The sequence below is a fragment of the Mesorhizobium sp. Root552 genome (genome assembly GCF_001427285.1).
Taxonomy (GTDB): Bacteria; Pseudomonadota; Alphaproteobacteria; order Rhizobiales; family Rhizobiaceae; genus Mesorhizobium.
In genome coordinates this window covers 230981-251443 of sequence record NZ_LMFV01000023.1, presented here as the reverse complement: position 1 = coordinate 251443, position 20463 = coordinate 230981, and the positions used below count along the sequence as shown (strand labels likewise).

Genomic DNA, 20463 nt, shown 5'->3' with positions numbered 1-20463 from the left:
AGTGCCGGATGAAAGCATGGCAATCTTGGTAATCTCCCCCCTTGAGGGGGAGATGGCCGGCAGGCCAGAGGGGGGTGTTGTTCTTGTGAGGCTTCTGATCGCGTAGGGGACAAATCACGCCTCCGCACAAAATCCTTCACCCCAYTTATCCCCACCCTCCGTGTCTCCCGCATACTCATGCCATCGCCCTTGCGGGAGACCTGGTGCGCACCGGGTATCAGGGAAGGGCGTCGGTGCCGGATTGGTCGCATGACGGTGTGCGGCTGGGTGATGAGCGCATACTCATGCCATCGCCCTTGCGGGAGACCTGGTGCGCACCGGGTATCAGGGAAGGGCGTCGGTGCCGGATTGGTCGCATGACGGTGTGCGGCTGGGCGATGAGCCCCTAAGTTCGGCCCTCGAACCGGGCGCAGTGTTGCCCGCAGTTGTCGGCCTTCAAGGCTGGAGCTGCGGCATGGCCGGTGTACTGGTTGAGGGAAGCCACCGGACGGGCGGCCGCAAGGCCGCATTATCTATCTAAACGAGCGACCGAACGGCCGCCCGTCCTCCCGACCTCTCAACCGAGGTCAGTTCTTTGACAATGGCCAGACGGCGTTAGCCGGGCGTGGCGATGAATAAGTATGCGGCGAAGCGTCAGTACAGCTTGCAGCGCGTCTTCGACGTGACCTGATAGGTCATCGTGTCTTCGCTCCTGCTAGCATAATGACGCGAGGTTTCCGGACTGCTGGAGGACGCTTTGCCCTTCAGCGAGAAGGACTTCAGCGTGCATTTTTTCCCGGCAATGACCACGACGACACTTTGGTCATTGGTGACCACGTAACTCGTGGTGCTGTCGGTCGCGATGTCAAGCGTGTAGGTGCCGCGCTGGGTGACCTTGCCGGACAGTTTCAGGACACCGCCCGAATAGCTGCCGGTGCCCTTGATGGTGGTCTTGAACGACCCGCGCTGCGACTCGTCCTTGATCTTGCAGTTGAAGTTCTCGTTCTGGGTGCCGTCCACCTTGTAGGAGAAGCTTGGGGTCTGCAACGCCCCGTCGATCTTGCACATCTTGGTCTGGAAGGTCGTCGTCGTGATCAGCGAGCCTCCCTCGAAGACCTGAAACCCGATCGACGAGTTGTCGTATTTGTTCTTCGTCCTCGACGCGCCGACATTCGGATTGCCGGACGTGTAGTTGTTGTAGACAACGGACAGGTTCTCGATCATCAGCCAACTGAAATCGACCGGCTCCGCGAGAGACGGCGAAGACACGAGGCCAGCGAGAATTGCGGAAAAGCATGCTGCGCCAAAAGACTTCCGGTTCAACATCTCTTCCCCCTACTGGCAGCGCAGCACGCCGTTGACATTGGCGCATTGGGACCCGGTCGGAATGGTCTCCCCAGCCTTGCCCGCCTTCTTTGCCTTGCGAACGAGATCGTCGTTGTGGCGCTGCAACTGCTGGACAAGGTCGTTGTCGCCAATGGTTTGCGCCATGACGATCGCCGCATGATAGGACTTGCTGGCGGCGCGGACATCGCCCTTGGTTTCCGCCTTGACCGCCGCTTGCAGGTGGCCGTGGGCAACCGCGATCGACCAGTTCTTGTCGTTTTGCGTCGCCTCGTCCCAGTTCTGGGCCTTGCGAGCGCTTTCAGCGGCAAGCTTGAACGCAGTCGCGGCGCGACTGAAGTTGCCTTTCTGCATATTCAGAAAGCCGCTCCTGTTCATCATGCGGCTCGCATTGCCCGCGCCTTTTGTATCGAGGGAAGCCTGGCCGACATTGTCTGTCGGCGTAAGCTGTCCGGCCAGCGCGCCGACGATGCCCAGGATGCCCGCAGCCGCGCCAATCGCGGCAGCCGTGTTGTTGGATGAATTGCTTCGCGAGACTGACGATTCGGGAACGCAGGCCCAGGCATTCGACGCCAACTGCTTGCCGGGGCCGCAAATGCTGTCGGCTGCTGCCGGAGCCGACCACGCGGCAAAAAGAGAAATCGTAAGCGCCATGCCGGCGCTTCTAACCGCTTGCCTTTTCAAAATGTCCCCCCGCAATAGAACAGGCCAGAAATATTGCTGGACCGCAGTATAAGAATGACTGAGCCGACGACAAGATAGCTGCCGGCGAGTACGCCGGCAAAGGCGCTTGGCTCAATCGCTCGTCCGTTGCAGGCCTTGACAAAATGTCGCGGGTCAGTCACAAGCGACGCTCCACGCCGCAAGAACGAAATTCTGCGGCCTTGAATACGGCTTCCGGCTTCATGCCGACGCGCCGCCCGAAAGTTGGATACCAATGTCTGCGATCGAAGCCAGTGCGCGAGCACCGGAAAATCTCTGGCGTGACGAGATCAAGGCGACACTCGCCCTGTCCTGGCCGATGGTTCTCACCAACCTCGCCCAGACAGCCATGACCGTCACCGACGTCATGATCCTGGGGCGTGTCAGCGCCAACACGCTGGCCGCCGGCGCGCTCGGCAGCAACCTCTATTTCGCGCCGATGGTGTTCGGCCTCGGCCTCATGCTGGCAACGATACCGATGATGGCTCATTCGGTCGGCCGCAACCGGCATTCCGTGCGCGAGCTGCGCCGCACCGTGCGCCAGGGCCTGTGGGCAGCCGTGCTGATCAGCCTGCCGATCTGGCTTTTGTTGTGGAACGGGGAACCTATCCTGCTTGCGATGGGGCAGGAACCTGCGCTGGCGGCCGAGGCAGGAGCCTACCTCAGGGCTCTGCAATGGGGCCTGCTGCCGTTCTATTTCTACATCGTGCTGCGCTCCTTCATCACGACGCTTGAACGGCCGGGTTGGGCGACAGTCGTCGCTTTCGTTGCAGTCGGCGTCAATCTGCTCGGCAACTGGGCGCTGGTGTTCGGCCATCTCGGTTCACCGGCTCTGGGCATCGTCGGCTCAGGCATCGCCACCAGCCTAGCCAGCCTGATGATGTTCGTCGGCATGGTCCTGGTGGTGTCGCTGGATCGCCGTTTCAGGCGCTATCGCCTGTTCGGCCGCTTCTGGCGCTCCGACTGGCCCCGCTTTCGGCAGTTGATGCGTCTTGGCATTCCCATTGCCGCGATGATGGCGTTTGAGACGACGCTGTTCAACGCCGCCGCCTTTCTGATGGGGGTCATCGGGGCTTCTTCGCTTGCCGCCTATGCGATCGTCATCCAGCTCTGCTCGGTCAGTTTCATGGTGCCGCTCGGCGTCAACCAGGCTGCCACCGTCCGCGTCGGTATTGCCTATGGTGCGGGCGATGCAGCAGGCGTCAGCCGGGCCGGTTGGGCCGCTTACGGTGTCGGGGTCGGCTTCATGGCGCTGTCGGCGCTGGTCATGATTACTATGCCGCACCTGCTGATAGGGCTCTTCATAGACGTCCACGACATCGCCAATGCCGAGGTCGTGGCAATCGCTGCGACATTCCTGATCTTCGCTGCCCTGTTCCAGATCGTCGACGGCGCGCAGGCAGTCGGTGCCGGCATGTTGCGAGGCCTGCACGATACCGGCGTGCCGATGGTCATCGCCGCGATCGGATACTGGGGCGTCGGCATGCCGCTCGGCGCGCTCTTGGCATTCCACTACGGCATGGCCGGCGCGGGCATCTGGATCGGCCTTTCGGCCGGGCTTGCGGTGGTCGCGGTGCTGCTCCTCTGGCGTTGGATGAAACGCGACTGGCTCGCGCCGGTGCCGAGATTCAACCCAACCTGAGGTCGGCCAGATAGGGGTTCTGTTCGGCTGCCTGCCGGAACGCCGACGGGTCGAGGTCGGCGATCAAAAGCTCCTCGACCACATTTCCGGCGGCAGCGAGAAGCGTGCCGTCGGGTGCCGCTACACCCGAAAGACCGGCATAGGCGAAGCGGTCGTCGGCGCCGCAATGATTGACGTAGGCGACAAAAAGCTGGTTCTCGAAGGCGCGCACCGGGATCATCCTGCGGGCGATGAAATCGGCATGATCGCTTGCCGGCAACGCCGTCGGAACCAGCGCGGCCTGCGCGCCCGCTTGGGCGAGCCGGCGGACGTTTTCGGGAAATTCGACATCGTAGCAGATCAGCATGCCGAACCTGATGCCGGCATGTTCGATGATCCGTGCAGAAGGCTTCTCGGCTGCAAACAAGCCTCGCTCATAAGGCCCGTAGAGATGCGACTTGCGGTAGACGACGGGCGGCTCGTCGCCATCGACGAACAATGAGCTGTTGTAGACGGTATCGCCACTCTTCTCGGCAAAGCCGGCAAGGATTGCCACGCCGGTCTCGCGAGAGACGGCGGCGAGGCGTCTCCAGCTCGCGCCGTCCGGAGCCTCGGCCAGCGCCGCCATGGCCGGACCGGCGCCGTAGCCCGGCAGTGCAAGCTCGGGCGCGACGAGCAGGTTCGCGCCTTGCGCAGCAGCCCTTCGGATAGACCCCTCGATACTGGTGAGATTGGCCCCAACGTCGCCGGCCTTCGCCTGCATCTGGTAAATCGCCAATCGCATCAATTGCCATCCGAACCCATGGCGCCAAGCAGGCGCCTGATGTCGCCGAAGCGTGCTATGGCCCCGAATACGAGCGCGGCAACCGCGACGAAGAAGATCGAAACCGAGGCCATAGTCGGCGTATAACCATAACGCAAGGCGTTGAAAATCTTGATCGGCAACGTCTCGGTGGTGAAGCCGATGGTCATGTAGGCCACGATATATTCGTTGAGCGACAGCACGAAGGCAAAAGCGTAGCCCGACACCAGATAGGGCAGGATCAGCGGCAGCACGACAGTCTTCAGCACCGTGCGATCGTCCGCGCCCATTGTGGCTGCCGCTTCGACCAGCGAACGGTCGATGGAGGCAAAGCCGAGCGACAGCGTCACCAGCGGCAAGGTAACGAAGAAGATTGCGTGGCTGATGATGGCCGTGAAAAACTGGCCGAACAGCCCGACAGTCGCCCAGAAGGTGAGGAAGCCGAGCGCCGTGATGACCGGCGGCAAGATGAACGGAGCAAGGCCGAGAACCTGGAAGATGTTCGCCCATGGCGCAATCCGCCGCCACAGGAACCAAGCTAGAGGCAGCGCGATGGCAACCGCGATTGCCGCAGAACAGACTGCAAGCGTGACCGAATGGATCAGCGCCAGACGCCATTCCGGATCGGCGAAGATCTGGCCGTACCACGACAGCGAAAATCCGCGCGGTGGAAAGGTCAGCTCCTGCTTTTCGTTGATCGAGACCCCGGCCACCACGATGAGCGGGGCGGCCAGAAACAGCGCAACAAGTGCAAAGTAAAGGCGGCGCAAGGCGATCACAGCGCATTCTCCTTGCGACCGACGAGAAGCGTCATCCCAACCAGCGCCAGCGAGATCAACACAAGGAACACCGCCATCGCCGCCGCAAACGGCATATTGGACTGGTAGATCGCCTGGTCGGTGATCAGAACCGAAAGCGTCCAGTGCTGAGGGCGGCCAAGGATTTGCGGCAACAGGTAGGAGCCGAGCGCAAAGACGAAGACCATGATCAGCGTTGCCACGATGGTGTTGCGCAATGCCGGCGTGACGACATTGAAGAAGGCGCGCAGCGGCGATGCGCCGAGGGTACGTGCGGCTTCCAGCAAGGTCGGGTCGAGACGCACAAGCGCAGGATAGAGCACCAGGATGGTGTAGGGCAGTGCCTGGTAGACCATGCCGGTCAACACCGCCCAGAAACTGGGCAGCAGCGCGACCGGTCCCTCCATCAGGCCCATGGCAACAAACAGGTTGGTAATACCGGCTGTGCGCGAAAACAATGTCGACCAGGCAAAACCGATGATGACCTCGGACAGGGAGAGAACCGACAGCAGTCCGACCAGCCACAACGTTTGCACGCGCCTCGAACATCTGCTCAGAAGGTAGGTGAATGGAAACGCGATGGCCACGCAACAGATCGCGACCATGACTGCCAGCATCAGGGAAAAGCCCAGCACCGATCCGAAGAAGACAGACAGGAAGCGGGCGTAGTTGTCGATGACGAAATCGGGGGTGTAGAAGCCGGCGGGATCGCGTTTGAAGAAGCTGACAACGATCATCGTGGAAAACGGCACGACGAAGAACACCACCAGCATCAGGCCGGGAAAGAAAAGCGGCGTGTAGTCGGTTATCGTCTTGGGGGCTTCGCGCCTCATTGCTTCAGCACCACGCAACTTTCAGGCGGCAGGACGACCCCGACGCTCTGGCCGACGCTGACGTTGGGTCGCTCGCGCGGAGTCGCAACGGCGATGATCGTTGTGCCGCCGGCCTCGACAAAGGTCTCGATGGTGCCACCGAGATCCCGCACGAAACTTACGGTACCGACAAGCGCGCCCTCTCGGGGCGCCGTGATACTGACGTCTTCCGGACGAATGGAAAGCGAAGCCTTGTCCATGCCGGCGGGTAGCGCAAGACCAGGAACGGTAGTGCCAAGCACGGTTACGCGACCGGCGCTATCGGCTTCAATCGGCAAAAGATTGGTGATGCCTATGAAGTCGGCAACGAAAGCATCAGCCGGCTTGCGATAGATCTCGATCGGCGGCGCGGCCTGCAGGATCTTGCCCTTGCCCATGACCACGACAAGGTCGGCCATGGTCATCGCCTCGCGCTGGTCGTGGGTGACGACGACGGTTGTAATGCCAAGTCGCTGCTGCAATTGGCGCAGTTCCACCTGCATGTCTTCGCGCAGCTTGGCGTCGAGCGCCGAAAGCGGCTCATCGAGCAGGAATAGCTTGGGCGAAAGGGCGAGCGCGCGCGCAATCGCGACACGTTGGCGCTGGCCGCCGGATAGTTTTGCGACCGGCCTGTCGGCAAAGCCCGGCAGATGGATCAGCGCCAACAATTCCTCGACGCGCTTGCGTTGCTCTTCCTTGGCCCTGCCGCGAATACGCAAGGCGTAGGCGATGTTTTCGCCGACGGACAAGTGTGGGAAGAGCGCCAGAGATTGGAACACCATGCCGAGATTGCGCTTGTGTGTCGGCACGGCAGTAATGTTGTCGCCGTCCAGCACGATGGCGCCGCCGGTCGGCTCCTCAAGCCCGGCAATCATGCGCAGCAACGTCGTCTTGCCGCAACCCGACGGGCCAAGCAGGCAGACGAAGGTGCCGTGGGGAACCGACAGGCTGACGTTATCTACAGCGGCAAAGTCACCAAAATTCTTGGTGATGTCATTGATGGCAAGACCGGACATGAACTCTCCTACGAGGGGCAACTGGCAGCTCTGCTGCCACGCCGGCCCTCCCTTGGGGACCAAGAGTGAAGCCGCAACAGCGGCTTCACGGCTGGCATGAGGCGGGTCTTACCCTGTGCCGAGAAGATCAGCGCATTGCGCCTCTTCTCCCCGCCTCATCTACCCTGCTTCGCAAGGCCCGGCAAAGGATGATCAGCCGACGATCAGTTCAGTCCACTTCTGGTTGATCCAGTCCGACTTGGACGTGTAAAGATCGTAGCGCGGGATGATCGGCTCGATATCCGACGACACAGCCGCGAACTCCTCCGGCTTGAGGTCGAGAACCTCTCGCTTGAGTGTAGGCGCGGTGCCGACCTTACGCGACATCAGTCCCTGGATCGCAGGCTGGCTCATATAGTCGATGAAGGCATGTGCCTCTTCCACCTTGGTCGAGGCGCGCGACAGGACCCAGTTACCGGAATCCTGGATGCCGCCCTCTTTCGGGAAGGTCGAGCGGACATGGAAGCCGTCGGCAGCCGCCAGACCTGTGACGTCATGATAATACTGGCCCATGGGGATTTCGCCCGACTTCAAGGCCTGTTCGAACTGGGCCTCGTCGCGGTACCAGAGACGCACATTGGGTTTCACTTCCGCGAGCTTTGCGAAAGCTTTTTCCAATCCCTCGTCGGTGTCCAGCGCGTTGGTGCCGCCCATGAAGGTCTTCGCCGTCACTTCGAGCAGGAAGGAGTTGGAAGCGAGCGCGAGCAGACCGAGCTTGTCCTTGTTCGCCGGATCCCAAAGCGCGTCCCACGAGGTTGGCGCATCCTTGTATGTATCGGTGTTGGTGACAAGGGTGATGTACCACGCCACGGCACCTACGCCGGCAACGCGGCCATCCGGATATTTGTTGACGAAGCGGTCGAGCAAATCGCCATAGTGCTTGAACTTCGAGGTATCTAGCGGCTGCCACAGTTCGGTCGACTGGCCCTTCAAGGTCGAGGTCTGCGACATCATCGAAAGGTCGGCCGGCGCCTGGCCTGCCTTGGCTGCCTGCTCAAGCTGGACAAGCCATGCTTCGCCGGTCGGTTCGGCAACGGATTCCACGGCAATACCGGTCGCCTTGGTGAATTCCGGGAAGATGTGCTCGTCGAACGACTTCTTGAAGTAGCCGCCGTAGACGCCAACTTTCAGAGACTTATCCTGCGCGCGCAGCACCGCCGGCATGGTGAGCATGCCCACTGCCGCAACGCCGGCGCCAAGCACGGTGCGGCGGCTGAAATTTCTGTTTGTGAAATCAGTCATGGTCATCTCCCTTGTACCGGCTTGGCCGGGTTCCCTTGTTATACGAATTTCTCGTTCACGCTGTCATTTTCAACGGCGGCCTTTCACGGCGGGGCTGAACACCATCAGGCTCAAGATCTCGAACAGCACCTGAGCGCCTGCATGCGCGGTGTTGGTGGTTGCATCGTATTGCGGCGCCACTTCGACAACGTCGCCACCGACGAGGTTTACGCCCTTCAAACCACGAAGGATTTCCAGGACCTCGCGCGTGGTCAGGCCGCCGACCTCCGGCGTACCCGTCCCTGGAGCAAATGCCGGGTCGAGGCTGTCGATATCGAAGGAAAGATAGGTCGGGCCATCGCCGACGATTTTCTTCGCCCGCTCGATAATAGCCGGGATGCCAAGGCCGGTGACTTCCTCGGCATGGATGACGGTCATGCCGGATTCGTAGGTGAATTCCCAAAGATATTCCGACGAACCGCGGATGCCGATCTGAATTGTGCGGGTCGGGTCCAGCACGCCATCCAGTACCGCATTGCGGAACGGGCCGCCGTGATGGAATTTGGTCAGATCATATGCGCCGCCGGTGTCGCAGTGGGCGTCGATGTGAATCATGCCGACGGGGCGGTTCTTGCCCACTGCCTTGAGGATCGGATGACTGATCGAATGGTCGCCGCCAACCGACAGCGGAATGACGCCGGCATCAACAACCTGGTTGAGACGATGTTCGATGTCCTCATGGCTGAGTTCGAGACGGTACCGGCTGCGAAAGGGTACGTCGCCGATGTCGGCGACCTTGAGTTCGTAGGTCGGCGCGCAGTCGAGCACGTGGTTGTATGGGCCGATGCGCTCGATGGACCGTAACGCGCGTGGGCCAAAGCGCGATCCCGTGCGGTTTGTCACGCCCAGATCCATTGGCACGCCGATCATTGCGACCTGCAAGTCGCCGAAATCCGGGCTTTCAACAGAAATCTCGCAATGGGGCGCAGCGAGGAAGGTGGGCATGCCGGCGTAGGGCGCAACGCGCGTGCCGCTCTTTGAGAATATCTTGTCGGCAACGCGGCGGAACTTCGGATCGAACAATTCGCCGCCGTGAGCCTCGCCATATTTGGCGCGCAGCGCATCTAGCTTGGTCTGGTTGAACCCCATCTTCGCATCTCCTCCCTGAGATACGGCATGCACGAACCCGCGCAGAGGGCATTGGCAGCCCTCGATGCCGTGTTGTCCGATGATCGTTGCGAATTGTCCGGGAGGACGAGTGGAAAATCAATTGATATTGTTGTAGGTCATATTGTGAGAAAAACTAACAGATGGACTGATGGCAAAACGGCTACCGCCCCTCAATCCGTTGCGTGCTTTCGAGGCGACGGCGCGTCATGCCTCGCTGACCAAGGCCGCAGGCGAACTCCATGTGACGCATGGGGCCATCAGCCACCAGATCAGGGCGCTGGAGCAATCGCTCGGCGTCAAGATGTTCGAACGCAGCGGCCAGCGCCTCAAGCTCACCCCACACGGCGCCGAACTTTTGCCGGCGGTATCGAACGCGTTTGACGGCATCGCCGCAGCGACGCAACGCCTGACGCGTCCAGCCAGCACCGGCACGCTGTCGCTTTCCTGCGTGCCGGCCCTGCTTTCGCTATGGGTCATCCCCCGTCTCGGCAGCTTTACCGCACAATATCCCGACGTTCGCCTCAAACTGACCGGCTCCAACGACACTCAGGACATTCGTTCGCCCGATATCGACCTTTGCCTGCACTATGGCGATGGCGGCTGGAGCGATTGCTGGTTGCGCAAGTGGTCGGGACTTGAGCTGTTTCCTGTCGTCAGCCCCACGCTGATCAACACACGCCCACTGCGCACCATTCGTGACCTCGCCAACCACGTCATCCTGCATGGCGATGATGGCCGCGAATGGCACACATGGTTCGCCGCTGCCGACGCACTCGATCTGGAGCGCGGACGGCGGCAATATTTCAGCGACGCCCATCTTTCGATCGGCGCCGCTTTGCACGGACACGGCGTAGCGCTCGGCGACACGGTGACCGCGAGCGATCTTCTGGCGCGCGGGCAACTGGTGGCGCCGTTTGGGCTCTCGGTCCCGGCAGTCGATGACTTCTATGTTATCTGCCGCAACGAAATGCGCTCCGCTCCGATCGTGCAGGTCTTCATCGACTGGCTGTTTGCCGAAAAGGGAGAGGCCGACGACCGCCCAAGCGGTTCGGTTGCCTCCCGCATCGGTATGCGACGCAAACGGCAAGCCTCGAAAGCCGACCATGAAATGCCTTAAGTCGTTGCGGTTACAAGGCGTTCTTTTTATCGGGCCAAGGCGAAAGCGGGCAGCACTTTGAAAAAATCGATGCTATGAGACATCGTGCGGACATGGTTCCGAGCAGCGAAGGCAACCTTGACTCATGGCCAAGACTGACATTGCGCGGCGCGTCTACAACCACACATGGAAGCTCGATCCGATCGTGCGCAGCCTGCTCGATACGGATTTCTACAAGCTTTTGATGCTGCAGATGATCTGGGGCATGTACCCCAAGGTTGACGCGACTTTCTCACTCATCAATCGCACGACTTCGGTTCGCCTGGCTGAAGAAATCGATGAAGGCGAGTTGCGCGAACAACTAGACCATGCGCGCACGCTGCGTTTCAGCAAGAAGGAAATGATCTGGCTGGGCGGTAACAACTTCTATGGCCGCAAGCAGATCTTCGAGCCGGAATTCCTCGCCTGGCTGGAGGATTTCCAGCTACCCGAATACCACCTGGCCAAGCGGGATGGCCAGTATGAACTGACTTTCCCCGGTCCGTGGATGTACACCACACTTTGGGAAATTCCGGCGCTGGCCATCATCAACGAACTGCGCTCACGTTCGGCAATGAAGGAATTCGGGCCGTTCGCGCTCGACGTTCTTTACGCGCGCGCCAAGTCCAAGATGTGGGCCAAGACCGAACAGCTCAAGAAACTGCCCGGCATCAACATTTCGGATTTCGGCACCCGGCGCCGTCACTCCTTCCTGTGGCAACGCTGGTGCGTCGAGGCGTTGAAGGAAGGCATCCGCGACTCCTTCACCGGCACATCGAACGTGCTGCTAGCCATGGACAACGATCTCGAGGCCGTCGGCACCAATGCGCACGAATTGCCCATGGTACTGGCCGCGCTCGCCGATAGCGAGGCGGAACTCAGGGAAGCGCCCTACAAGGTGCTGCAGGATTGGCAGCGCTACTATGGGGGCAACCTGCTCATCGTGCTGCCGGATGCGTTCGGCACCGCCGCCTTCCTGCGCGACGCACCGGACTGGGTGGCGGACTGGACCGGCTTCCGCCCCGATAGCGCGCCTCCCATCGAGGGCGGCGAGAAGATCATCTCGTGGTGGCGCGAGAAGGGAAAAGATCCCCGGAACAAGATTCTGATCTTCTCCGACGGATTGGAAGTCGAAACCATCGTCGAGGCTTATCGGCATTTCCATGGCAAGGTGCGCATGGCCTTCGGCTGGGGAACCAACCTGACAAACGATTTCGAGGATTGCGCGCCCGTGCCGACGGATCGGCTGAACGCGATCTCGCTGGTGTGCAAGGTGACGGAAGCCAATGGGCGGCCAGCGGTGAAACTGTCCGACAATCCGGAGAAGGCCACCGGCGACAAGACCGAGATTGCCCGCTACCTGCGCATCTTCGGCGAGAAGGACCGCGTCAGGCAACTGGTGAAGGTTTGAAGAAGCATTGCGCAATCCGCCTGCGGTGATTTCCGGTTTGTGGCCTCGTCCGGCGGCATGTTTCGCAACCCTCTTGCTCCTGGCCGCTGCGTCCGTTCCGACACCTGCCCTCGCCCATGCATCTGATCGCGGCCATGTGCTGCTCTTGCCAACCGGCTACTATGTCGTAGGCGGGGCATTCGCGGTCGGAGCATCCTTTCTCGTTCTGGCCCTGTTCCCGCCGGATATGCTGGAACGGATTTGGCGCAAGCGCCTGACGTTGTTTCCTTGTCCGGACAAGCTTCGCCCGCTTGCCAGCATGCTTTCCTTCATCTCTCTTGCGGTTCTCATTGCCGCTGGCCTGTTCGGCAGCCGCGACCCGCTGTCCAACCCCCTGCCGCTCACCATCTGGACGTTGGTGTGGATCGGACTGACGCTGCTGCACGGCCTGTTCGGCAACCTGTGGTCATGGATCAACCCGTGGTACGGCCCCTATTGGCTGGTCAGGCGATTTACGGGGATTTCGCCGGGACGAGCCCGGATTTCACCAAAACTCGGCTGTTGGCCGGCAGTCATTTTGCTGTTCGCCTTCGCATGGTTCGAGCTTGTCGACCCGGCACCGGATGACCCTGCGCGACTGGCTTTTGCAGTCGGCTTCTATTGGTCCGCAACTTTCATCGTCATGCTGATCTTCGGCTATGGCGAATGGAGCCGCTGCGGCGAGTTCCTCTCGGTTTTCTTCGCCATTGTCTCGCGCTTCGCCCCGGTGGCGCAGGGTGCGGACAATCGCTTACGGCTGTGTATGCCCGGAGCGCGGCTCCTGGGCGCGGAAAAATTGCATCCCAGCGGCACCGCCTTCATTCTGCTAGCGCTGTCGTCGGTATCGTTCGATGGCCTGTCGAAGACTTTTTTCTGGCTTGGCCTCAACGGAATAAATCCGCTCGAATTCCCCGGTCGAACTGCCTTGCTAGGTATCAGCACGACCGGTCTTTTGCTTAGCTTTGCCATGCTCGCTGCGATATTCCTTCTCGCCGTTGCCGCAGGGCAGAAAATGGCGGGAGATTCATCTGCTCTCCTGGCAAATGCCGGGCTTCTGGTCTGGTCGATCGTCCCGATCGCCCTTGCCTATCACATTGCGCACTATCTGACTTCGCTGCTGGTAGACGGACAATACGCCATCGCCGCACTATCAGACCCGTTTGGGCTCGGATGGAATCTGTTCGGCACCGCGCATCTGCAGATTGGGGCCGGAATCGTAGCAGGTGCGGAATCGGCATGGGTTCTGTGGAACATCCAGTCCGGTGCGATTATCGCGGGGCACGTACTTGCGGTTCTCGTCGCGCACGGACTTGCGTTTCGCCTGCACCCTCAACCGGTCAAGGCTGCCATCAGCCAGTTTCCCCTTACCTTGCTGATGATCGGCTATACGATTTTCGGGCTTTGGCTGCTGGCGACGCCTACCGCCGGATAGGTCGGGTGAAAAGGCAAAAAGCTTCGCGCAATGGTTTCTTGCCATGTTCCGGCTTTGATGGTTTAGCTTCTGGCCATATGTTTTTGACCGTTTGCAACAAGTGCAATTTCGCATTCCACTCAATGGCCACAGCTGAAAACAGGGAACGATGCCATGACTGATCGGCAGGGATTTTTCGATCTTAGCAAGAAGGGCATTACACGCCGTACCGCGCTCAAAGGCCTTGTTGCAACAGGCTCGGGTCTCGTCGCTCCCGGATTTGTCCGCTACTCTCAGGCGCAAAGCTCCGCGCCGATCAAGATCGGCTTCCAATGCCATCGCACCGGTATCGGCGCCGCCTATGGCCGTTGGTACGAAAAGACCACCAATGCGGCGATCAAGCTGATCAACGATGCCGGCGGCATCAATGGACGCCAGGTTGAAATCGTCATCGAAGACGACGGCACCGACGCCGGCCGCGGCGCAGAGGTGGTCGGCAAATTCGCCAACCAGCACAAGACCGACATCGTCTACGGCACGCTGTTTTCGAACGTGGTGATCGGCTCCGCACCGACCGCCGGTGAGCTCAAGATTCCTTACTATGTGGTGAGCGAAGGCTACCATGTCGCCTCCGGTAAGCTGAACCGCTATTGCCTGCAGCCAGGCATCACCGATGTGCGCGCGCAGGTGACGTCGGTCGCGCCGTGGATCGCGGCAAATGCCGGCAAGAAGGTCACGATGGTCTTCCCGGACTATGCCTTCGGCTACGACCACCGCGACTACCTGCCGCCGGCGCTCAAGAACGCCGGTGCGGAAGTCGTCGCCCAGATCGCCATTCCGCCGACGGAAAGCTCGTTCACCAAGTACTTCCCGCAGATCCCTGCCGAAACCGACGTCATCTATCACGTCATGGTTGGTCCGGCCGTGCTCACCTTCGTCAAGGAACTCGGCGAATTCTACGGCTCGAACGGGCCCAAGCTGTTCGGCTTCATCGATTCGCTGGAAGCGGTAGACGTCAACAGCCCCGGCCTCGAATATCTCAACGGCAGTCACTTCTGGGAAGGCGCGCCGCGCTATGCGCAGGCCGACGACAGCGATGCGATGAAAGCCTATCGCGCAGCAGTAGGGATCGACGACAACGGCGCTTCCACAAGCGATGCCAACGACGTGTCGACCGCCGCCCATATGTTCGGCTGCTGGGAAACACTCTACGTTATCAAGAAGGCGATGGAAGACAGCGGCTACAAGGGGCCGGAAGACCGCGCCAAGCTGATCGAGGCGACCGAAGCACTGACCGAATTCGCTGAAGGGCCAGAGCATCCGCAAGGCAAGAAGGTGTTCAACGGCAAGATTCACCAGGTCTTCGGCAGCCAGAACATCTCCAAACTCGAAGGCGGCAAGCTTACCGTGGTTCACAAGACGTCGATCGAAGACGGGCAATACGAACCAGAGGCTGACTACACGACGCAGGCTCTGTGACCGGGGAGCGACCGGGTTCAATCGGGCAGCCTGACTGAATGGCCTTTGGACCTCACCTGCTGCTGGCGGTTCTGGAAGGGCTGGTCACCTCAGCCGTGCTTGCCCTGACGGCGCTCGGTCTTTCGCTCGTGTTCGGCGTCATGCGCGTCGTCAATGTCGCGCATGGCGAACTGTTCATGCTGGGCGCCGTTCTGGCGTGGGCGATCACTACCAGCATCGGCGGCAACCCGGCTATCGGTTTCATCGCAGCGCTTTTGCTGGCGCCACTGATCGTAGGTGCCGTAGCGCTGGCTGCCGAGCGGCTGGTGCTGCGCAAAGTGAACTACGATCCGGAAGCCACCATCGTGGCAACCATCGGTCTGCTCTACATCATCCAGCAGTTGGCGCTGACTTTCTATGGGGCAGATGCTCGCCCCGTCCTGCCACCATTCAACGTTCGTATCTCGCTGCCCTGGTTCGGTTACTCCGGCTACAAGCTTTCCATCATCGCGGCCTCAGCTTTGCTGCTGGTCATATCCTGGCTTGTCATGACACGGACCAAGGCCGGACTGATCATGCGCGCCACGCAGTATGACCGCGAAACAGCGCAAGCGTTCGGCATTCCGGTCGACCGCGTCTACGCCGGCGTGTTCGCGCTCGGCGCCATGCTGGCCGCCATTGCCGCGGTGCTGATCGTACCGATCAGCCAGGCGCATTACCTGATGGGTCAGGACCCACTGCTCCTGTCCTTCATCGTGGTGATCATCGGCGGGCTAGGCTCGCTGCGCGGCACCGTTGTAGCAGCCGTTCTGATCGGCGTTTCGGACGGCGTGATCTCAGTGTTCTTTTCACCGACGCTGGCCAAGATGATCGCCACCCTGCTGGTGGCAATGGTGCTGGTGTTTCGCCCGCAAGGGCTGTTCGGCAGGACAGCCCGATGATGGAAGGTTCTTCACCGGCCAAAGCCTATCTACTGCATGTGGCCGTCATCGCCCTTCTGTTCGTCCTCAACTTCATTCTGCCTGCTTATCATCATGGGTTGCTGGCACGCATCCTCGTGCTCGCCACCTTTGCCATGGGCTACAATTTGCTGTTCGGCTATGTCGGCCTGCTCAGTTTGGGCCATGCCATGTTCTTTGCCGCTGGACTCTACGGAGCAGGCCTTGGCGTTCATCATTTCGGGCTGTCGGTTCCCGTCGCCTTCATGGCCGCGCTTGCCTGCGGGGCGGTGTTGTCCCTCGTTATCGGGCTATTGGCACTTCGTACATCCGGCGTGGCCTTCATGATCGTCACGATGATGTTTGCACAGGTGCTGGCCTTGGCGATCCTCTACTTCGCACCCCTGACCGGAGGCGACCAGGGGTTGGTGTTGCAGCAGCAGGAGCGCGTGGTCCATTTGGGTGATACCGTTCTGGATCTCACAAATCCGACCGCGCGCTACATGGTAGCGTTGGTGCTGTTTTCGATCGTCCTTTTGCTGACGCTGGCTGTCGTAAGGTCGCGCTTCGGCCGCGTTCTGATCGCCGTCCGCGAGAACGAAGAGCGCACCCGTATGCTGGGCTACGATACGTTTGCCAACAAGCTTGCGGCGGTCGTGATTTCCGGTGTTATCTGCGCCGCCGCTGGCGGGGCTTATGCGCTGCTGTTCGGCTATGTCGGCGCCAATTTCGCATCGGTCCAGTATTCTATCCTGCCGCTGTTGTGGGTGCTGCTGGGAGGGGCTGCGACGACGCTTGGGCCGCTGATCGGCACGCTGTTCATGTACTATATAGTCGACATCACCAGCGGCTACACATCCGCGTATCTTCTGATCGTGGGCATAGCACTGATATTGCTCGTACTGTTCTTCCCGAAAGGCATCCTCGGTACGCTCAGGCAGCGCTGGGTACGGTGGCTGCCATGATGCCGCTGATGACCACCAAAGGCCTGTCTCGCCATTTCGGCGGCTTGCGCGCCGTGGACAATGTCGACTTCGCCCTAATGCCAGGAGAGATTCGAGCCGTCATCGGCCCGAACGGTGCCGGCAAGACCACCTTCGTCAGCCTTGTGTGCGGCCGCATAGAACCCACCGCCGGCATGATCGTGTTCGACAACGCGGACATCACCAACCTGCCGGCGCACAAACGGGTGCGCCTGGGTATCGCCTACACCTTTCAGATCACCAGCATTTTCGCAAACCTCAGCGCCTACGAGAACGTTGCCCTGCCGGTGCAGCGCACGCTGACCGATGGCCGGTCGAAAGGGCAAGTGCATGCCGGGGTGATGGAAGCACTTGAACGTGTCGGACTGGCGGATCGGGCAAATGTGCCGGCCGGACAACTCGCCTATGGTCATCAACGTCTTCTCGAGGTGGCGATGGGGCTGGCACTGAAACCACGCCTTCTGGTGCTCGATGAACCGACGCAAGGATTGGCGGACAGCGAGATCGAGAATTTCATCGGGCTTGTTCGTGAGATCGCCAGCGAAGCAACCCTACTCATCATCGAGCACAATATGCCGGTCGTGATGGAACTGGCTGACCGCATTACGGTGTTCGAGGCCGGCCGGATTTTGGCCGAAGGTACGCCAGAGGCTATCCGTTCCAACGCTGCCGTCCAGCGTGCCTATCTGGGAGGCGGCGATGATTGATGCCTTGACCGTCTCCGGGCTCGACTGTTTCTACGGTGAGGTTCAGGTCCTGCACGGTCTCGACCTCACATTGCGCCAAGGCGAAGTCCTGTGCCTGCTTGGCCGCAATGGCGCCGGCAAGACAACCACCCTGAAAGCGATCATGGGGCTGGTGCCGGCCCGTCAGGGCTCGATAAAGCTCAGCGGCATCGACCTGACAGGTTTGCCGGCGCATGAAGTGCCGAAAGCCGGCATTGCCTATGTGCCACAAGGTCGCCGCCTGTTTGCCGAAATGACGGTGGCGGAAAATCTGGAAATCGGACTCAACACGCGCCGCAAAGGGCGCGCCACGCGAGAGACCGTCCTGGAGATGTTCCCTCTGCTTCGTGAGCGGCTGAAGCAGCGTTCAGGCACCCTGTCCGGCGGCGAACAGCAGATGCTGGCGATGGCAAGGGCACTGTGCGTGGAGCCACAGGTGCTGCTGCTCGACGAACCCACCGAAGGCTTGATGCCGTCGATGATCCAGAAGATTCGTGAGGCGATTTCGCAGCTGCGCCAACGGGGTGTTTCAACCATACTGGTCGAGCAGCGGGTCGACGCGATCCTGTCCGTCGCCGACCGGGTTTCGTTCATCGAAAACGGCCGCAACCGTGAAACGCTCGAGATCGAGCAGTTGCGGGCCGATCCTTCGGCAGTGAAACGCTATGTCGGGGTTGGCTGAGTTATACCATTCTCAACCAAAGAAAATCAGACTCGACACGACAAAGACGGGGATCAGCACCAACCCGGACCACAGCATATAGCCGAAGAAGCTCGGCATCCTGACGCCCTTGTCCTTGGCGATGGCATAGACCATGAAATTGGGCGCATTGCCGATGTAGGTGTTGGCACCCATGAACACTGCACCCGCAGATATGGCCGCCAGTGTTGATGCATACTCGTTCATAAGGTGCTGCGGATCTCCGCCGGCCATTTCGAAGAACACGAGATAGGTCGGCGCATTGTCGAGGAACGACGACAGCACGCCTGTCAGCCAGAAATAGGCCAGATCGTTCGGCTCGCCTGTTTGCAACGTAACCAGCGATACGAGCGGACCGAGCGATCCATCGAGACCTGCCCGCAGGATGGCCACCACTGGCACGATGCAGATGAAGATGCCGGCAAACAGCTTGGCCACCTCGGAAATTGGCCCCCAGTTGAAGCCGTTTGCTGCCCGATATTCCTTGCGCGAAATGGCAAGCGAGGCGAATGCCAGCGCCAGGATGATGATGTCCCGAACGAGGTTCTGCAATTCGACCGTGACGCCTTGAATGGTGAAGGCAATGCCGGGCTGCCACGAAGCCGACATCAGGATTGCGGCAATGACGCCTGCAAGCAGCGGCAGGTTTGGCAAACCACGGATGCGCACCTTGGAATCCGGCGTCGGGTCCTTGATCTTGGGCGCCCCCTGCTCTCGCCTGTGAAGAATGACATCGAGGACGAAGAAGACGGCCAGCACCAACCCGCCGACAAAGAGTGTGTCGGGCAGGATATGCACCGTGGTCCAGAAGAAATCGACACCGCGCAGGAAGCCGACGAACAGCGGCGGATCGCCGAGCGGCGTCAGCGAACCGCCAATGTTTGAAACCAGGAAAATGAAAAATACGACGACATGAGCATTGAACGGCCTGTTGTCATTGGCGCGGATGATCGGCCGGATCATGACCATAGAGGCCCCGGTCGTGCCGATCACCGAAGCCAGGGCGGCTCCTATAAACAGAAGGCCGGCGTTGACCAGTGGCGTGCCATGTATGTTGCCGGCAACGAGGATGCCGCCCGAGATGGTGAAGAGAGCAAACAGCAGGATGATGAACGACATGTATTCGAGAAGCACCGCGTGCAGCACGGCTTCCGTTGCAGTGGGCATGCCATAGCCGGCGATCAGGGGCACAATGACAAGGGCCGACCAGAACGCGGCGATCTTGCCGTAATGGTGTTCCCAGAAGTGCGGAAACAGAAGCGGCCCGGTGGCGATGGACAACAAAAGACCGGCAAACGGCATCGCCCACAAGAGCGACATTTCGGTACCCGGCAATCCATGTGCCTCGGCGGCAAAGGCGGGGTTTGCCGCAACGCCCGCCAGCGCGAGAACGGCCGTCAGAATTTTAAGAATGCGCACCTGTACCCGCCCACTTTTTAATTGTTGGCCACCGCGCAATTGTCGCGGCAACGATTTTCCATCCGCCTAGACCAGCTTGACGCCCGCCTCGCGCATGCGCTTGACCATGGCATCGACGGAACCATTCAAGTTGATGCCCCGGCAGGCATCAAGGCGCACCGACGTTTCGAACCCCTGTTTCACAGCGTCCAGCGCGGAATAGGCAACGCAAAAATCGGTGGCAAGGCCGGCCAGGATAATCGAACCGATGCCGCGCTCCTTCAGGTAGCCCGCCAATCCGGTCGGGGTCTTGTGGTCATTTTCGAAGAAGGCCGAGTAGCTGTCGATTGCGGTGCGAAAGCCCTTGCGCACGACCAGTTCGGCCTTGGTCCATGCAAGGCCGGAATGAAAGTCCGCCCCGAGGCTGCCCTGGATGCAGTGATCGGGCCACAATGTCTGTTCACCATAGGGCATGGTGATCGCTTCGAACGGCTTGGTGCCCTGATGGCTGGACGCAAAGCTGGAATGGCCCGCAGGATGCCAGTCCTGGGTCAATACGACATGTTCGGTATTGCGGATCATGTCGTTGACCAGTGGTACGATCTCGTCGCCGCCGGTGACCGCCAATGCGCCGCCGGGGCAGAAATCGTTCTGCAGGTCGATAACGACGAGTGCTTCGCCAGCCATGAAGCCTCCTTGTGAACCGATTGCACAGCGCCCTTGTGGGCCGGTGTAACTTGACCA

Annotated in this window: 19 protein-coding genes; 9 read left to right on the top strand and 10 right to left on the bottom strand. The window is 60.4% G+C overall.

The features are described from left to right. Positions 1-633 precede the first annotated feature (633 nt). A complete protein-coding gene (locus ASD50_RS11970; RefSeq protein WP_056241090.1) occupies positions 634-1305 on the bottom strand; it encodes a hypothetical protein in 672 nt (223 codons plus the stop codon). A 9-nt stretch (positions 1306-1314) separates the two neighbouring features. Continuing rightward, on the bottom strand, positions 1315-1977 hold the full coding sequence (locus tag ASD50_RS11965) for a hypothetical protein (RefSeq protein WP_056241089.1): 663 nt from the start codon (positions 1975-1977) through the stop codon (positions 1315-1317). 283 nt (positions 1978-2260) lie between these two features. On the opposite strand from ASD50_RS11965, the gene ASD50_RS11960 reads away from it, so the two are divergent. Then, the gene (locus ASD50_RS11960; RefSeq protein ID WP_056241086.1) at positions 2261-3667 is read left to right on the top strand and encodes an MATE family efflux transporter; all 1407 of its coding nucleotides are present in this window, start codon (positions 2261-2263) and stop codon (positions 3665-3667) included. On the opposite strand, the gene ASD50_RS11955 is transcribed toward ASD50_RS11960, so the two are convergent. The 6 genes from ASD50_RS11955 to speB all read right to left on the bottom strand — a co-directional run bounded on the left by ASD50_RS11955 (position 3654) and on the right by speB (position 9521). Continuing rightward, the gene (locus tag ASD50_RS11955) at positions 3654-4430 is read right to left on the bottom strand and encodes a carbon-nitrogen hydrolase family protein (protein ID WP_156465051.1); all 777 of its coding nucleotides are present in this window, start codon (positions 4428-4430) and stop codon (positions 3654-3656) included. The two genes, ASD50_RS11960 and ASD50_RS11955, sit on opposite strands and share 14 nt — an antisense overlap. Further along, positions 4430-5227 carry an ABC transporter permease gene (locus tag ASD50_RS11950; protein WP_056241076.1) on the bottom strand — a complete coding sequence of 266 codons (798 nt, stop codon included), beginning with the start codon at positions 5225-5227 and terminating at the stop codon, positions 4430-4432. Before ASD50_RS11950 ends, ASD50_RS11955 begins: the two co-directional genes overlap by 1 nt. Next, positions 5224-6078: an ABC transporter permease gene (locus ASD50_RS11945; RefSeq protein ID WP_056241073.1), complete on the bottom strand. Its 855-nt coding sequence runs from the start codon at positions 6076-6078 to the stop codon at positions 5224-5226. Before ASD50_RS11945 ends, ASD50_RS11950 begins: the two co-directional genes overlap by 4 nt. Then, positions 6075-7112: an ABC transporter ATP-binding protein gene (locus ASD50_RS11940; protein WP_056241069.1), complete on the bottom strand. Its 1038-nt coding sequence runs from the start codon at positions 7110-7112 to the stop codon at positions 6075-6077. Before ASD50_RS11940 ends, ASD50_RS11945 begins: the two co-directional genes overlap by 4 nt. A gap of 192 nt (positions 7113-7304) precedes the next feature. Then, on the bottom strand, positions 7305-8393 hold the full coding sequence (locus tag ASD50_RS11935) for an ABC transporter substrate-binding protein (protein WP_056241539.1): 1089 nt from the start codon (positions 8391-8393) through the stop codon (positions 7305-7307). Between the two features lie 69 nt (positions 8394-8462). After that, positions 8463-9521: an agmatinase gene (speB, locus tag ASD50_RS11930; protein ID WP_056241066.1), complete on the bottom strand. Its 1059-nt coding sequence runs from the start codon at positions 9519-9521 to the stop codon at positions 8463-8465. A 169-nt stretch (positions 9522-9690) separates the two neighbouring features. Here speB and gcvA point away from each other — a divergent pair, with 169 nt between their 5' ends. The 8 genes from gcvA to ASD50_RS11890 all read left to right on the top strand — a co-directional run bounded on the left by gcvA (position 9691) and on the right by ASD50_RS11890 (position 18303). Continuing rightward, positions 9691-10659, top strand: a complete 969-nt coding sequence (gene gcvA, locus ASD50_RS11925; RefSeq protein WP_056241064.1) for a transcriptional regulator GcvA — start codon at positions 9691-9693, stop codon at positions 10657-10659. Between the two features lie 124 nt (positions 10660-10783). Beyond that, positions 10784-12088 (top strand): nicotinate phosphoribosyltransferase, encoded by a 1305-nt coding sequence (gene pncB, locus ASD50_RS11920; protein ID WP_056241062.1) that lies wholly within the window; start codon positions 10784-10786, stop codon positions 12086-12088. Between the two features lie 37 nt (positions 12089-12125). Then, positions 12126-13538: a hypothetical protein gene (locus ASD50_RS11915; RefSeq protein WP_413813891.1), complete on the top strand. Its 1413-nt coding sequence runs from the start codon at positions 12126-12128 to the stop codon at positions 13536-13538. A 153-nt stretch (positions 13539-13691) separates the two neighbouring features. Continuing rightward, on the top strand, positions 13692-14996 hold the full coding sequence (locus tag ASD50_RS11910) for an ABC transporter substrate-binding protein (RefSeq protein ID WP_056241059.1): 1305 nt from the start codon (positions 13692-13694) through the stop codon (positions 14994-14996). A gap of 38 nt (positions 14997-15034) precedes the next feature. Next, positions 15035-15916 carry a branched-chain amino acid ABC transporter permease gene (locus tag ASD50_RS11905; protein WP_056241056.1) on the top strand — a complete coding sequence of 294 codons (882 nt, stop codon included), beginning with the start codon at positions 15035-15037 and terminating at the stop codon, positions 15914-15916. Continuing rightward, complete coding sequence (locus ASD50_RS11900; protein ID WP_056241054.1) at positions 15916-16878, top strand: branched-chain amino acid ABC transporter permease; 963 nt, start codon at positions 15916-15918, stop codon at positions 16876-16878. The genes ASD50_RS11905 and ASD50_RS11900 overlap by 1 nt, the downstream gene beginning before the upstream one ends. After that, the gene (locus ASD50_RS11895) at positions 16875-17603 is read left to right on the top strand and encodes an ABC transporter ATP-binding protein (RefSeq protein ID WP_056241531.1); all 729 of its coding nucleotides are present in this window, start codon (positions 16875-16877) and stop codon (positions 17601-17603) included. The genes ASD50_RS11900 and ASD50_RS11895 overlap by 4 nt, the downstream gene beginning before the upstream one ends. Next, positions 17596-18303 carry an ABC transporter ATP-binding protein gene (locus tag ASD50_RS11890; RefSeq protein WP_056241051.1) on the top strand — a complete coding sequence of 236 codons (708 nt, stop codon included), beginning with the start codon at positions 17596-17598 and terminating at the stop codon, positions 18301-18303. The genes ASD50_RS11895 and ASD50_RS11890 overlap by 8 nt, the downstream gene beginning before the upstream one ends. A gap of 12 nt (positions 18304-18315) precedes the next feature. On the opposite strand, the gene ASD50_RS11885 is transcribed toward ASD50_RS11890, so the two are convergent. After that, positions 18316-19641 carry a sodium:proton antiporter gene (locus tag ASD50_RS11885; RefSeq protein ID WP_156465064.1) on the bottom strand — a complete coding sequence of 442 codons (1326 nt, stop codon included), beginning with the start codon at positions 19639-19641 and terminating at the stop codon, positions 18316-18318. A 165-nt stretch (positions 19642-19806) separates the two neighbouring features. Next, entirely contained in the window at positions 19807-20406 is a 600-nt protein-coding gene (pncA, locus tag ASD50_RS11880) for a bifunctional nicotinamidase/pyrazinamidase (protein WP_056241046.1), read from the bottom strand. Positions 20407-20463: the final 57 nt, after the last annotated feature.